We start from the raw sequence: 14,935 nt of genomic DNA, 5'->3' as shown, positions 1-14,935 counted from the left end.
TTACGTTGTTACTTTAGTTTCCAATTCTTTTTTAAGTACTGAATACACCAGGATTTTGCCTCACCCATAGTGTTCCGGCGCCATGCCAAAATAATATCCATCGGCTGTTCTTCAGTGCCTTCGATTCGTTTCAATACACCACTATCAATAAGAGGTTGTGCAATTTGGCTTGGTAATGTACCAATGCCTAAACCTGCAGTTAGCGCTTCTACTTTTGCCGTAAAGTTGGTGACAGTCAAGCGAGGCTGTTTTTGAATGATATTAATTGAGAGCGCGGGTTGCTCACGTGCGGTATCTGCAATAGCAATAATCCGATACTTTTCTCGCGCTGCTTCATCAAACTTACCACTACGCTTGTGAACATAGTGATCAGCGGAAGCTACCCAATACATACTCATTTTACCAATTTTTTCTGACTTAACTTCTTGAGGAAGCGTATCCAGTGATGGGCAAATCAGTAAATCAGCTCTCCCCGTATTCAAAGACTCCCAGCTACCAGCCAGAATCTCCTCTTGCAGCCTGACTCGAGTTGAGCTGACCTCGGCCAGCGCATCAACCATCGGGAAAAAATTGGATATAGGAATAATGCCATCAAAGGCAATGGTAATATCCAGTTCCCAGCCATTCGCCAATAACGTTGCATCGTTCACTAACTTTTCACTGGCTTGTAAAATGGCTCTTCCTCTTTCAAGAATAAGCTTACCTGCTTCAGTAAAATGGGCTTTGTGACCAGAGCGATCGAAGATAATAATGTCTAAATCTTGCTCGAGTTTCTGGATTTGATAGCTCAGCGATGACGGGGCTCTGTCTAACTCATTCGCAGCAGCAGCAAAACTCCCTCTTCGATCAATAGCATCTAGAATATGGAGTGCTTCTAATGTAATTGGACTCTGCACACGGCCTCTCTTAATGTGATATTCATCACATTCGTTGTATTTGGATGAACTTATCAAGAACTAACGACAAATAATATAACATATTGATAACTAAAGACTAGGAATGCTCATAGCCTAAGAAGAAGATTCAATACAAATCAATAAATGACAATGGTAATGATAGTAATTACCATTTAGATCCATTAATATCCGCGTGTTGTTACCTATTATGGATCTAAGGTATTGAAGCCAATGTATAAAAAATCAATTTTGTCAGCCTCCATTTTAGTTGCCCTTTCCCATACTGCTTATGCGGAAGAAGCTTCTAAGTTTGAAGAAGTCGTTGTGTCGGCCACCCGTACCAACCAAACCATAAACACTGTTGCTGCTTCTGTTGCTGTTGTATCAGAGAAAGACATCGAAGAAAACATGGTAAAGGACTTGAATGATCTATTCGAGTATACGCCAGGTGTTACTGTTAATGGCACTCAACGCCAAGGCGTCCAAAGTATTAACATTCGCGGGATGGAAGGTAAACGAGTTAAAATCTTAGTAGACGGTGCATCTCAACCAGGTGTATTCAGCGGTGGACCATATTCGTTTATCAATTCTAGTGCCGTTACTGTCGACCCCGATATGCTAAAGAGTGTCGAAATTGTTAAAGGAGCAGCTTCTAGCCTACATGGTAGTGATGCAATTGGCGGTGTTGTCGCATTCGAAACAAAAGATCCGAAGGATTTCCTCAAAGATGGTAAAGACTTTGGTGGTCAAGCTAAACTCTCTTATTCATCGGAAGATAACTCTTTTAGTGAGCATGTAGCTTTAGCAAAGCGTTTCGGTAATACAGAAGCACTTATAGCCTTTACACGCCGTGATGGTGCAGAGCTACAAAATTTCTCTAAGGCGCCTTACGATAACTATTCTGTGGACAACCAAGATTATTACAAAAACGATCTATTGGTAAAACTTCAATCTCAATTGAATGACGCTCATCGCTTGGAGTTCTTGGGAGAAGTTATTTACAACGAGACTGACTCAGAGATCGCACATAAAAGTTACAAAAACTTCAACGCTGAAGACACAACCAAGCAAAATCGCATTGGGCTCAAGCACATTTGGTTTGCAGATGCAGCTATCTCGGATACGATCACGTCCAAGCTTACATGGATTGGTAAAGAAGAAAACGGCGTCTCTAATCGCTTTATCGAAGCCAGCCCTGGTTACCCACCTTACGTACCGCCTAGTGGTGACAACCAACAGAAAAAAGATTACGAATATACTGAAGACAAATTTGAATTCGAAACTCAGTTAGATAAAGAGATTCAAAATCACTATATTGTTTACGGAATATCGTACAAACATAGTGACATCAGTAATACCAATCGCGAGTTTAATTCCGATCCTGGCACGCCAGATACTGTTTACGTTTACACACCGGATGCAAAAGAAGAAAGCTTTGGTTTATTCTTGCAAGATGAAATTTCGCTTCTTAATGACAAGCTAATTCTGACTCCAGGTGTGCGTTACGATTACTTCTCTACTAATCCTTCAAATACTTCTGAAGAGTCATTCGAGAAGTTTAGCGACTCTGCATTAACTGGTCGTTTAGGAGCAACTTACTCTATATCGCAACCAGGCACGATCTTCGCGCAAGTGAGCCAAGGGTTCCGAGCGCCATCGTTCGACGAGCTTTACTACACCTACGATAATCCGGCTCATGGCTATACCAACCGCCCTAACCCAAATTTGGGATCTGAAAAGAGTTTGTCTTATGAGCTTGGTTACCGTCATAACACTGCAGCGTCGGCAACTGAAGTAGCGTTCTACTACAGTGATTACAGTGACTTTATTGAGCAAACGTCATCAAACAATGGTGGTTTAACTGAATTCACAAATATCAATATTAGTGAAGCAAACATTAAAGGGGTTGAGCTCTCTAACCGTCTTGATTGGCATGCTATTGCCGGTCTTCCATCAGGCGTAACAACTCGCTTTGTTGCAGCATACACAGAAGGTGAAGATGGTGATGGTAATCCTTTGAACAGTGTAAACCCATGGAATGCCGTGGCTGCTGTAAATTACGATTCACCAAATGCACTTTGGGGGACAAGCCTAAAAGTAAACTACACGGCTAAGAAATCGAACAGTGATATCAACTCAGATGGTGATAAAGGCGGAATCAAAGACCAAGTTGCTTTGCCGTCTGCGACAGTCGTTGACTTAACGGCGTACTACAAACCAATGAAAGATATAACCATTCGTGCTGGTGTTATGAATCTAACGAATGAAGAATACCATCTTTGGAACGATGTTCGCGGTAAGACTGAGTTAAGTCGAGACAAAACGCAAGCTGAGCGTAATTACAACATTAGTGTTAAATACGAGTTCTAAACCTTAAAAACACAAAAGCCAGCGTAATGCTGGCTTTTTTTATGGCTTTCATTTCAAAAATGTAAAGAAAAGTATGAAAAATGAAAGTTTACTGTTTTGCCATCTCTTTTTTCACCATTACTGCTGCTACAATGATGAAAGTGATGATCAGACCGAGTTCCATGAACTACCCCAATAGCTATGAGAAAATTTATAACCCAAATTAAGAGTCGGGCATAGTTTAACAGCTCTATATATACTTGCTACCTTTTAACCAGTAATTTACGATTTTTTCCGATTTGGATCAAAAAAGACGCAATCACGCGCCTTTTTGTTACTATTATGTAAATTAAAGATTAGGCGTCTGGATAACCTTGAGGGTTAGTAGACTGCCAGCGCCATGTATCGCCAGTCATTTCTTCTAGAGTGCGAGTTGCTTTCCAACCTAACTCATTCATCGCTTTTGATGGATCCGCCCAACACTCTGCAATATCACCTGGACGACGCTCAACAAGTTGGTATGGGACATCTTTACCACTTGCGGCTTCAAATGCTTTCACCATGTCCAGTACACTGTAGCCGTTACCAGTACCGAGGTTATAGATATGAAGGCCAGCTTTGCTACCTACTTTTTCTAATGCAGCAACGTGACCATCGGATAAGTCCATTACATGAATATAATCACGTACGCCTGTGCCATCTTTGGTCGGATAATCACTACCAAACACAGAAAGGAACTCTCTTCGCCCTACCGCAACTTGAGAAACAAACGGCATTAAGTTGTTTGGAATACCTTGAGGATCTTCACCTAGCTCGCCTGTTGGATGTGAACCTACCGGGTTAAAGTAACGAAGAAGTGTAATGCTCCAGTCAGGGTTCGCATTTTGGAAGTCGGTTAAACACTCTTCCACCATTAACTTGCTGCGACCATATGGGTTAGTTGCGCTAGTTGGAAAGTCCTCTGTGATGGGTACAGATGCAGGATCACCGTATACAGTCGCTGATGAACTAAATACCAACGATTTAACTCCGGCTTCGCGCATTGCATCAACCAATACTAAAGTGCCATTAACGTTGTTGTCGTAATACTCTAGAGGTTTTGCTACAGACTCACCGACGGCCTTTAAACCTGCAAAATGGATAACAGCTTCAATATTGTGCGACTTTAGTGCTTCTACCATCGCCAATTTATCTCTGATATCGGCTTTAATGAAGGTTGGCTTTACACCACATACCTTTTCAATTCGATCTAATACCGTAGATTTACTGTTGTACAGGTTGTCTAGAATCACTGGCGTCATGCCAGCTTCGATCATTTGAATACACGTATGACTACCGATATAGCCCATACCACCCGTAACGAGTACTTTCATTTTATTATTCCTTCTGACGCGAATTGAGTTAGTTTAAAGCTTTGACGTTACGATTTAAACTGTCTCTTGTAATTCGCATCCCATTAATATTGCTTGGCCTTTTCCGGCTTTCTTTGCTTGATACATTGCCGTATCCGCACTTTTTAAAACTCGAGTAGCATCGCGCTCATTTACGCCGACTAATTTTACGCCGATACTAACGCCAACTTTGAGTAAGTGACCTTTGTACTCAATTGGAGCACATATGCTCTCGAGCAACTGTTCTGCTATTCGGGTGACCACTTTTTGATTGGCGGGATTAACCAACATGACAAATTCATCACCAGAAAGTCTTGCGATTAAATCACTATGTCTCGTCGCAGATGTTAGACGCTCGGAAACTTTTTTCAAAACTTCATCACCTGCATCATGACCGTAGGTATCGTTAACTTCTTTAAATCCATCCAGATCGAGGTACAAAACTGCAAATTCGTCACGCAAGTATCCAGAGCGTTGTACTAGTTGTTCCAACTCTAAATGGAACTTAGATCGATTGGCTAACCCCGTTAAAGCATCGTGATGAGCTAAATGCTCCAATCGTTCCATCTCTTTTGCGCCGGAAAGGTCGGTAAGAACAATAACCAGATCATAGAAACCATAGTCTTCACACTTAACGATACGATTGACTCGAGCAAACATCGGTACAAACTGACCAATATGGTTCTTCTCGATAACTTCACCTTGCCAAACGCCATAATTTTCTATCGACTCGATGATACTAGGCATCATTTCCTGTAACTTGCGCCACTTTAGCGTTTGGATGAATGACTTCCCAATAAGCTGATCCACCTCTAAGCCGACTAACTTAGTGACGGCAGGGTTTGCCATCGTAATGACACCGCGATGATTAAGAACAATGAGACCATCTTGGCTGCTTTCAAAAACGCGTCCCGCAACACGTTGCCGGTTTATGGCTTCTTCAATTTCGGTGATATCTTGAATCGAAAACAGTAAGTATTCATGTGTCGAGAGGCGACGACTGGTTAGGCTCAACTGCTGTTCGTTATCTGCATTTTTGAGGTGAATATCATCGCACTCTAGGCCTCGACTCAGGATCTGACTCAGCTCATTCGGTGTTTTGGTTTTAATTAGATCACGAATATTGGCATATTTAAGTTCATCTAATTTTTTTTGAAATATTTGCTGGGTCGCCGTATTACAATGAATAACACGTCCGGAATTGTCTGTAATAACTAATGCATGCTGAACAGATTCGATAACCTCTTCTGAAAATGCGCGCTTTTGTTCTAGTGTGTCTAGCGAATGTTGCCGCTGCTTCTCACGTACTGTTAACCTATTCATCATTTGATTGAAAGAGCTCGCGAGGTCTCCAATTTCATCCTTGGCGTAATAGCGAGCTTGATGTTCCGTGTTTCGTCCGTGTGTCACATTCTCTATTACGCGGTTGAGTTCCATCACGGGCTTGAGAACAAGCCTCTCGATACTTATGTAAAAAACAGTGCCACCAGCGATCAGAAACAGAAGAAGTAAAGCGCCATCTTGAAGTATAGATTGTATGGCTTCTACAATTGGGCGATGAGAAAGCGTAACTCTCATGCTACCAATGACATAGCCATCATGGATAATCGGCTCTAGAACATAAAGAAATTTGGTTGATAAGGCATAGCCTAGAGCGTGCAACCTACTTCTTTCGGTTTGACTTGGAACGGGTGCTAGTGCCCCACTTATCTCCATAACAGCGAATGGTTGGTCATCTTGGTCGTAAAGTTTGACCCGCGTTACATTTGGCTGGTTTAAAAAGTTGGCGAGAATAGTTTGAGCTTTTTGCTTGTCCTTTGTTGTCAGCGCATCTTTAATTGAGAAAGAAACATTGTTAATCAGCTTTCTTGTCTGCTCGACCAGTTCATGCTTAGACGATTGGTATACAGTATACGAGGTGTAACCTTTTGAGATAACAAAGATAGCCGTTAAAAAGACCAGAAGAGGCCAAATAAGCTTCGCTCGTAATGACATATATATTCCTGTCGCAGACAACCACAAAAATGACAGAAGAACCATTATGCAATCTATCACCCATGAAGGGCGACAAGATTAACACGATGCTAATGCAAAATAACCTTAAATTCTCAAAAATTGGATGGAAAAGAAACGAAATACCTCAAAATTCGGATCAACTCAAATAACGGCAACATCTTTATGGACTAACGTGATCTTTTTCGTCACCTATCTGCTCAAAAAGCCTCGTTTTCATGATAGAAGAATGAAGTGAGTCACTGAACCTAGATGCATTTTCCTGCATCGTAAACCCATTGCTTGTGTAGAAATAAAACGTATGACATTGAATAAACAGCAACTTACATTGAACTGTGATATGGGCGAGAGCTTTGGCTCTTGGAGTATGGGCGCAGATGAAGACGTGATGCCCCATGTTGATATGGCGAACATCGCGTGTGGTTTTCATGCCTCCGACCCTAATGTCATGCACGACACTATCACCCTAGCGAATGACAACGATGTTGATATTGGCGCACACCCAGGTTACGCCGACCTACAAGGCTTTGGCAGACGAAGCATAAGCATGACGGGTGATGAAATTACGAACATGGTTATATATCAGGTTGGTGCTTTACAAGCATTATGCCGGGCGCAATACACAGACATCAGTTACATAAAGCCTCATGGTGCTCTATACAACGACATGATGAAAAGTGATGCGATATTTAGAGCGGTAGTAAAGGCGGCAGCACTGTTCAAAGTACCGTTAATGATCCTAGCTTCACAGGAAAACGAAAAATACTTAGAAATCGCAGACGATTATGATGTTCCCTTGCTATTTGAAGCATTTGCAGATCGTTTATACCAAGATGACGGCTTACTGACTCCTAGAACACAGCCCAATGCCGTGTTAAAAAGCGAGCACGCGATACTTGAGCAAGTCCGGACCTTAGCTGACTCTGGGCGTGTCAAAACCGCTTCAGGCGGTTACATATTATTGGAAGCCGACACAATTTGTGTTCATGGTGACAATGAAGAGTCGATCGCGCTGATCCAAAAGATCCGCCAAAGCCTATACGCTGGAGGAAATTAATGCATAAAGAGAAATTTAATATCTCTTTGATCTCCGAGTGCAGTATTTTCATTAAGTTTGATGAGAGTATTTCTGAAAATGCAGTCGGAGAGCTTGCTCGCAGCATAAGAGAAACTTTCGCTTCAATTGTTATGAACGTTGTCCCCTCCTATCAAACTATTCTCATTGATTACTTACCTTTTCGAATCAACGAAAAAAACTTAGTCAATGAGCTGCAACAAATCGTGAGCCAGTTTGATACTCAATCACTTAAGCTTTCCCAGCCGAATCACATTACTATCCCTGTATATTACTCTGAAGAAACCGCGTTAGATCTATCTCGTTTTCAAAAGCGAGGTCTGTCATTAGACGATCTTATTACCCTGCATACGAAAACCGAGTACGCGGTTTCTGCAATTGGCTTTGCTCCAGGCTTTGCATTTCTCTCTGACGTTGATACTCAATTGCACATGGCAAGGCTTGCCACACCAAGAACTCAAGTGCCGGCCGGAAGTGTAGGAATCGCAGACTCTAAAACGGCCGTCTATCCATCAGATAGTCCTGGCGGATGGAACATTATTGGTAAAAGCCCGCTTGCGCTCTTCTCCGACTATCCTCCTTTTATACCGTTTGAAGTGGGTGACAAGGTCACCTTTAATGCTATTTCAAAACAAGAGTTTATCGATTTAGGAGGCGTACTATGAGTTACGGTGGATTACTGGTGGAAAAGCCAGGACCGCTCTCTTTAGTTCAAGACTTTGGTCGTTTTGGCTTAGCGCATGTCGGTGTGACTCAAGGTGGGCCGGTCGACGACTATGCTTACAGCTGGGCCAACCATTTGCTTGGTAACGTAGTCAATTGCGTTGCGATTGAAATTACTTTGGGTAACGCTTGTTTTATTGCCTTGCATAACTGCCACCTTGCTATATGTGGCGGTGATTTAAATGCAAAAATAGATGGTGAACCTATTTCAAATTGGTCTGACTTTACGTTGAAAAAAGGACAGAAGCTTCAGTTCGGAGTCGCAAGGAATGGACTTCGCTCCTACCTAGCGGTTAAAGGTGGATTCAATGTTGCTCAGCACTTAGGAAGCGCATCGACCGTCTCGCGAGAATCTCTAGGTGGTTATGATTCAAATGGTGGCGCTTTGAAAGCTGGCGATATTCTTCCCTTTGTCCCTCATAACTTACCGAAACGTAAACCAAGGCAAATGACGTTTCGTTTTAAGCCAGATTACAACTTACCTATTAAGTTGAGAGTGATTGAAGGCTATCAGAACGAGGACTTTGATGAAGAGGCTCGCCAAGCATTTTATAACAAAGCATTCATCATCTCCCCCAATTCGAATCGCATGGGCTACCGTCTTGAGGGCAATAACATTCGTCCACCTTACGAAGGCGTCCTATCAGAGGGAATTGCATTAGGTTCAATTCAAGTACCTAGCGATGGTAACCCTATTGTGCTGCTCAACGATCACCAGACTATTGGCGGGTATCCTAAATTTGGCTGCGTAGCTCGTATTGACTTACCTAGACTGGCACAGGCGAAACCCGGACAAAAAGTCAATTTTGTGAAAGGAGATAGACTAGGCTTGCAAGAAGTATGGTGCCAATGGGCTCAGTTTTTTGGGTATTAATACAACCACTGAGCCCAAACACAGCCGATTATGCAGGCATACCATAACGCACTGCTAAAGCTTGTGGATAGCCTCGCTCTTGAGTGAGTTTAATCGCGTACTGCTCGACCTCTTGTTCAGACCACTTTACAGCGACCGGATGCTGTGTTTCCACATTTTGGTTAGGATCGATGTCAAACCAGAATTGAAGCATTTTTTGCGCTGCGAGTAGTGTCGATGACGCTTTTACCACCTCTATTCTCGCGTAGTGGTTATCTTCAAAAGTCACATCTGCCGCTCTGAGTACTGGATCTGTTCCGGGAATTTGCTGAGCGCCAAATAATGCTTTTCCTCCTTTTACAGCAGAGTGATAGTCGGGAATAAACTGCGCCATGTGTTTGATGGCGTTGTTCGTTCGCTCTTCTAACACTTCTTCTCTCCAGCCGTTACGGATCTTCGAGAGTAAAGGCATAGGCAGTTCAGGTTGAGCAGATGAGTTCGTGCTCTCCACTAAACCATCTTCAAACAGCGTGATTCCTTTTGTCATACCATGAAGTTGAAAGTAACCATCGCCATAAGGCGTCAATTGAGCCATTCCTTTATCGGTTCCACGCGGGCCATGAAAAATAACTTCTGGCCATTGTTGTTGACAGTCTGCCCACCTCGTAACGTAAGCGGCTTTAAACTCCACCAACCTGTCTCGCTTGGCACCAACTGTGTTGTCAATTGAGCCTGTTTCAAAGCCACACGCGTTAACCAAGTAGTCGCATGTCATCAGGTAATCGATACCTTCACGTTCATAGCCAAGTTGCCAGTGTTCCCCCATCCAATCGGCTTGCTTGAACGTTGCTTGTGTGAAGACTGAAGCATTAGGAAGCGTATCTAGTGTTAAGTTGGCAATTGCAGCGAGGCGAAAAACACTCCAACCATATTCTTGAACTGCGACAACAGGATACTTTAGCGCTTCAAGATCAGCATGTTGAGCAAAAGGAATACACCACTCATCGAAGTTTGTAGGATGACTTGGTTGAGTACGTTGCGCGAGAGCTTCTAGCTCCGCTTTTGAATACAGTTTGTAGTATTCGCTTGGTTCGCCGAGCACTTTATTACTCTGATCTTTATCAACGAGCGTCTGATAAGCACTTTTCACAACCTCTAATCGCGGAATTAGTGTGGATGGGTCTCCACCATCGGAATGAGGAACCGCGATGATTGTCGGACGAATATTCAGTGAAAGCGGATACAGGCGAACAGTATCAATAGATTGTGCTAACAAGTCTAAGCATTGTTGCTGGGAAATCTCTCGATATAAATTACCACCAGCATGCAAATGACAAATGGGTGGACCATTTACTAGTGATACGCCCTTCTCTATTACGGAAACTTTAAAACCCAGCTCCGCAAAATGAATTGCTGCTGTTGCACCTGCTACACCGCCACCAACAACAGCGATATGCTTATCTTTATAACTTGGAAACTCAGACTTCATTGCTTCACTAAAAATTTTATAAGGAAAATTCTTTACTAACGATGGATTCTACTCGTGTTTGGACTTGATTAAAATCACAAAAAGTTCATGGGTTTGCGAAATATCCAACAGCGCCTGTAAAGTGCATTAAAGTAGAAAAAATTTGCGAAAAAGTACTTGACGACATGGTTAAGAAGACACTTTTTTGTGTCTATGTGAATAAGAATTTCACTGTAAGACCCATGGCGCAAAGCCTGCAGAAACACCCCACTTTTTACACCATTTAGTTATCCCAAAAGTTATCCACTGTTTTTGTGGATAACTAAAATAAAAGTGTCATGGAGTGTTCCAAATTTGATAACACTCGCTGCGATTAAGTGTTTACTGGCGTTAACAATCTTTTCAACAAACTCATCACTACAAGTGCCAACGTAACAAATGTTGCAAGCGGTAAAGCTATCCACAATTCGGGGTGAATTTGTGCATTGAGATCGAACCCATATGTCATGACTGCGGCCACACAAATTTCCGCAGCGAATACCGCAACACCACTAGCAATCAACGCCATAATTCCGTACTCGGCCCACAGGGTTGTGTTGATCCGTTTCTTACTTGAACCTAATGTGCGATACAAACGAATCTCTTGTTGACGTTGGGACAAGCTTAACCTCAGTAGCGTAAAGATGAGCAGCAGACCAGCAACAACGCCTAAAAGAGCAAGGATGGTGATTGCTGATACGATTTGCTGAATCAAAACCTGAATTTTCTCGCCCATAGTTCGGATATCTAAAACAGAGACCGTTGGGTGAGCACGTGACATTGACGTCAACAACGCTTCATTTCCTTCTTCAATCCTATAACTGATGAGGTAAGAACCAGGTAAATTAGCCATCACGTCAGATGAGAAAATAAAATAAAAGTTAGGCTTCATGTCACGCCATTCGACATAACGGATGGTATCTACTACTGCATCGTAATTCTGACTGTTTATTACAAAGCGCAGCGTATCACCGAGTTTGATGCCTAAGTCATTTGCTACATCCGCTTCTACGGATACACTCCCTTTGTTTGTCCATTCACCCGAAAGCACATCATTATATTCTGGTAGGCTATCTCCCCATGTCAGGTTTAGCTCTCGACGTATCGCGTCAGAACCTTCTCCTTCGTACTCAACCTCTTTGACGTTTTGACCGTTGATCTCTGTTAGTCGTCCACGAATTATTGGATAAGCTTGTGACCGCGTAACTCCATTTTTATCTAGGGTTTCTAGGTAGCTATCGAGCTCATAATCACCAATGTTTAAAGCGAACACATTTGGCGCGTCTGCAGGTAAGGTTCTCTCCCAATCAGCGAGAATATCGCTGCGCACAAGCCAAATGATAGACAGCAACATCAAAGATAATGCCAAAGCACCAAACTGTAGACCGCTGGTTACTGGCGTCCGGTTGATACGACTCAACGCAAGCTTCATTGCAGGATGGGTTGACACACGTGCAAACAGCTTTGTGAGTGTGACGCTAACTGCTGCGAGTACCACAAACAGTACCGCTATACCAGTGAGCACGATCCAAACTAAGGTGTTATCTGCATACAGTAAAAGCAGTGGAACAACGGGAACTAGAACAAGTAACATTCGCTTCCAAGAACGTTGCGCTTTACCCTGCTGTAGCACTTCTAACGCGGGAGTTTTAATCAAGCCTAACAATGGTATACCGAGAGCAGGCACCGTAATCAAGACTGCTGAGATAAATGCCACCAAAAATGGTGTGACACCGTAACTAGGGAGTGGATCGGGTAATAAGTCTTTGAGTGGAATGCGTAATAAATATTCCAGCCCGCTCCCTAACAATAGACCGACGACACTGGCACTAATGAGAAGGATTGTGACTTGAATAAATAACCACTTTTCAATCCATCGGCGGCTCGCACCAAGACTTTTCAACATCGCGATAGTTTGTGTCCGGCTGTTCACGTAATTTTGACAAGTAAGAACCAATGTTGTCGCCGCCATAATGATGACAATCGCTACGGTCAAAGACAGGTACTGCGTCGTGCGTTCAAAAAACTCATTACTACGACTGGCAGTATCTTGCGTGCGCCAGCGATCGCTCGGAGAAAGCTGCGTATCATCTTGTAAGCTCTTTAGTGTTTTATCATCGGCTTGTAAAAACAGACGGTATTGAACTCGGCTCCCAACTTGAATTGCTCCTGTTTTATCTACGTCACTTTGATGAATGTATGCAGAAGGCATTTGTTGAAATGGATTAAAGCTCAAGCCTGGTTCCATCAATACTGCGCCTGATACAGTAAACTCGGCATCGCCTATCGTGACACTGTCACCTGACTTTACGCTTAGTTGAGTCATAATCCGCTCATCAAGCCAGAGTTGGTTCTCTTTAACGCGACCGGCTGGATTATTTTCAAGAACGAGCTCTCCCATTAAAGGGTAATTATCATCCACCGCCCTTACAGAAATAAGCTGCATACCATTATCGCTAAATGCCATAGTGGCAAAGCGTGTCATCGTCGAACGTTCAAGGCTTTCAGTCGAGGCTAACAACGTGTCCGGAATGGGATTAGCAGACACAAACACCGCGTCTGCCGTTAATGCGTCCTTCCCCTGCTTGACGATCACCTGCTCCATTCGTTCTGCTAATGCAGAAAGCGCAAAGATACTCGCAATCACGAGAATAAGAGCAACGCTAATAGGCCAAAGATTCCCCTGCCTTATTTCGCCGAAACTCCAGCGTATCAAACTTTTATTCGACGAGTGCTGTGTTGTACTGTTTTGCTCTGTGGATGTTGCTTCACTTGATGATACTGCAGACATTATATCTCCTCCTTAAGCTCACCCGCCTCCATACGATAGATACGGTCACATCGGCTTGCTAGATGACCATCGTGTGTTACTAAAATCAGAGTTGTCCCGTGCTGTTCATTAAGATCGAATAGCAGCTCAATCACTTTGTCTGCGGTTTGATGGTCAAGATTGCCGGTAGGCTCGTCTGCGAACAACAGCTCAGGCTGTGTCATAAATGCACGCGCTAGCGCAACTCGCTGTTGTTCACCACCAGATAACTGGCTTGGTAAATGGTCGACACGTTTTTCCAATCCAACAGCAGCTAATAATTCCGCTGCTCTTGCTTCATCTTCGGCTTCACCACGTAAAAGACAAGGAAGCGTGACATTACGTAATGCACTCAAACTCGGGATTAACAAGAAACTTTGGAAAACGAAACCTAAAGAGTCAGCCCGAATTTTCGCACGTGCTTCATCGTCCAGTTTTGATAATTCATGACCTAATAAAGTAATTTCGCCTGATGTCGGCGTATCAAGACCAGCTAGCAACGTCATCAATGTTGACTTACCTGCACCGGAAGTTCCGACGATGGCGATTTTTTCTCCTTTTCGGATGTCAACATTTACGTCTTTGAGGATTGTTAATTGTTCTTGATTAGTAGAGACTTGTTTAGAAACCAAATTGGCTTGAACAATAGGTGCATTAAGTACAGGTGTTTGCATGATTCGTATACTTTCCTTAGTTCTATTTTTTTGTTTTTCCGCTACTGCACATGCGAGCGAAAAGCTACTTGTCTTGGGTGATAGCTTGAGTGCAGGCTATCAGATGCCGATCGAAGAGAGTTGGCCTAGCTTACTCCCTGATGCGTTGTCAGAACATGGTCAAGATGTAACAGTTATTAATGCCAGCATTTCTGGCGATACAACCGGCAATGGCTTAGCACGGTTACCTCAGTTGCTAACTCAGCATAGCCCTGACATGGTACTTATTGAGTTAGGTGCCAACGATGGCCTAAGAGGTTTCCCTCCTAAACTTATTACGTCGAATCTTTCAAAAATGATTACCATGATAAAAGATTCTGGTGCGGACGTTGTCATGATGCAAATTCGGGTTCCACCTAATTATGGTAAGCGCTATAGCGATATGTTTTACGATATCTACCCTAAGCTTGCACAGCATCAACAAGTTGCCTTGATGCCATTCTTCTTAGAGCATGTTGTCACCAAACCAGAATGGATGATGGATGATGGCCTTCACCCAAAACCAGATGCACAACCTTGGATCGCTGATTTCGTTGCTCAAGAATTAATTAAACATCTCTAATTTTAATGGTCTAGCTCAATAAGTTTTACGTAACTTTACGTTAA

Annotated in this window: 11 protein-coding genes; 5 read left to right on the top strand and 6 right to left on the bottom strand. The window is 43.0% G+C overall.

What is annotated here, in order from left to right; all coding sequences use genetic code 11:
- Positions 1–8 precede the first annotated feature (8 nt).
- On the bottom strand, positions 9–896 hold the full coding sequence (locus R7Q41_RS08540; protein ID WP_017634152.1) for a LysR family transcriptional regulator: 888 nt from the start codon (positions 894–896) through the stop codon (positions 9–11).
- A gap of 231 nt (positions 897–1,127) precedes the next feature.
- Between R7Q41_RS08540 and R7Q41_RS08535 the strand changes: the two genes are divergently transcribed.
- A complete protein-coding gene (locus R7Q41_RS08535; protein ID WP_005376305.1) occupies positions 1,128–3,266 on the top strand; it encodes a TonB-dependent hemoglobin/transferrin/lactoferrin family receptor in 2,139 nt (712 codons plus the stop codon).
- Positions 3,267–3,601: 335 nt separating this feature from the next.
- On the opposite strand, the gene galE is transcribed toward R7Q41_RS08535, so the two are convergent.
- A complete protein-coding gene (galE, locus tag R7Q41_RS08530; protein ID WP_005376309.1) occupies positions 3,602–4,618 on the bottom strand; it encodes a UDP-glucose 4-epimerase GalE in 1,017 nt (338 codons plus the stop codon).
- A 54-nt stretch (positions 4,619–4,672) separates the two neighbouring features.
- Positions 4,673–6,631, bottom strand: a complete 1,959-nt coding sequence (locus R7Q41_RS08525) for a diguanylate cyclase domain-containing protein (RefSeq protein WP_086047409.1) — start codon at positions 6,629–6,631, stop codon at positions 4,673–4,675.
- Positions 6,632–6,950: 319 nt separating this feature from the next.
- Here R7Q41_RS08525 and R7Q41_RS08520 point away from each other — a divergent pair, with 319 nt between their 5' ends.
- From R7Q41_RS08520 to R7Q41_RS08510, 3 genes are read left to right on the top strand one after another with little or no spacing between them, the layout of a single operon-like run.
- Positions 6,951–7,706 carry a 5-oxoprolinase subunit PxpA gene (locus tag R7Q41_RS08520; RefSeq protein ID WP_005386314.1) on the top strand — a complete coding sequence of 252 codons (756 nt, stop codon included), beginning with the start codon at positions 6,951–6,953 and terminating at the stop codon, positions 7,704–7,706.
- A complete protein-coding gene (locus tag R7Q41_RS08515) occupies positions 7,706–8,389 on the top strand; it encodes a 5-oxoprolinase subunit B family protein (RefSeq protein ID WP_213903787.1) in 684 nt (227 codons plus the stop codon). The genes R7Q41_RS08520 and R7Q41_RS08515 overlap by 1 nt, the downstream gene beginning before the upstream one ends.
- On the top strand, positions 8,386–9,321 hold the full coding sequence (locus R7Q41_RS08510) for a biotin-dependent carboxyltransferase family protein (RefSeq protein ID WP_170893224.1): 936 nt from the start codon (positions 8,386–8,388) through the stop codon (positions 9,319–9,321). Before R7Q41_RS08515 ends, R7Q41_RS08510 begins: the two co-directional genes overlap by 4 nt.
- A 28-nt stretch (positions 9,322–9,349) precedes the next feature.
- Here the strand turns inward: R7Q41_RS08510 and R7Q41_RS08505 are convergent, their stop codons facing one another.
- From R7Q41_RS08505 to R7Q41_RS08495, 3 genes are all read right to left on the bottom strand, one after another.
- Entirely contained in the window at positions 9,350–10,789 is a 1,440-nt protein-coding gene (locus tag R7Q41_RS08505; RefSeq protein WP_213903788.1) for an FAD-dependent oxidoreductase, read from the bottom strand.
- A gap of 352 nt (positions 10,790–11,141) precedes the next feature.
- Positions 11,142–13,598 carry an ABC transporter permease gene (locus R7Q41_RS08500; protein ID WP_213903789.1) on the bottom strand — a complete coding sequence of 819 codons (2,457 nt, stop codon included), beginning with the start codon at positions 13,596–13,598 and terminating at the stop codon, positions 11,142–11,144.
- Entirely contained in the window at positions 13,598–14,290 is a 693-nt protein-coding gene (locus R7Q41_RS08495; RefSeq protein ID WP_005376323.1) for an ABC transporter ATP-binding protein, read from the bottom strand. The genes R7Q41_RS08500 and R7Q41_RS08495 overlap by 1 nt, the downstream gene beginning before the upstream one ends.
- On the opposite strand from R7Q41_RS08495, the gene tesA reads away from it, so the two are divergent.
- Positions 14,289–14,891, top strand: a complete 603-nt coding sequence (gene tesA / locus R7Q41_RS08490; RefSeq protein ID WP_005376324.1) for a multifunctional acyl-CoA thioesterase I/protease I/lysophospholipase L1 — start codon at positions 14,289–14,291, stop codon at positions 14,889–14,891. The genes R7Q41_RS08495 and tesA overlap by 2 nt on opposite strands.
- The last annotated feature ends 44 nt before the right edge of the window (positions 14,892–14,935 follow it).

This window comes from Vibrio sp. 2096, from assembly GCF_033339595.1.
Classification (GTDB): domain Bacteria; phylum Pseudomonadota; class Gammaproteobacteria; order Enterobacterales; family Vibrionaceae; genus Vibrio; species Vibrio alginolyticus.
This window is presented reverse-complemented; position numbering and strand designations above follow the sequence as displayed.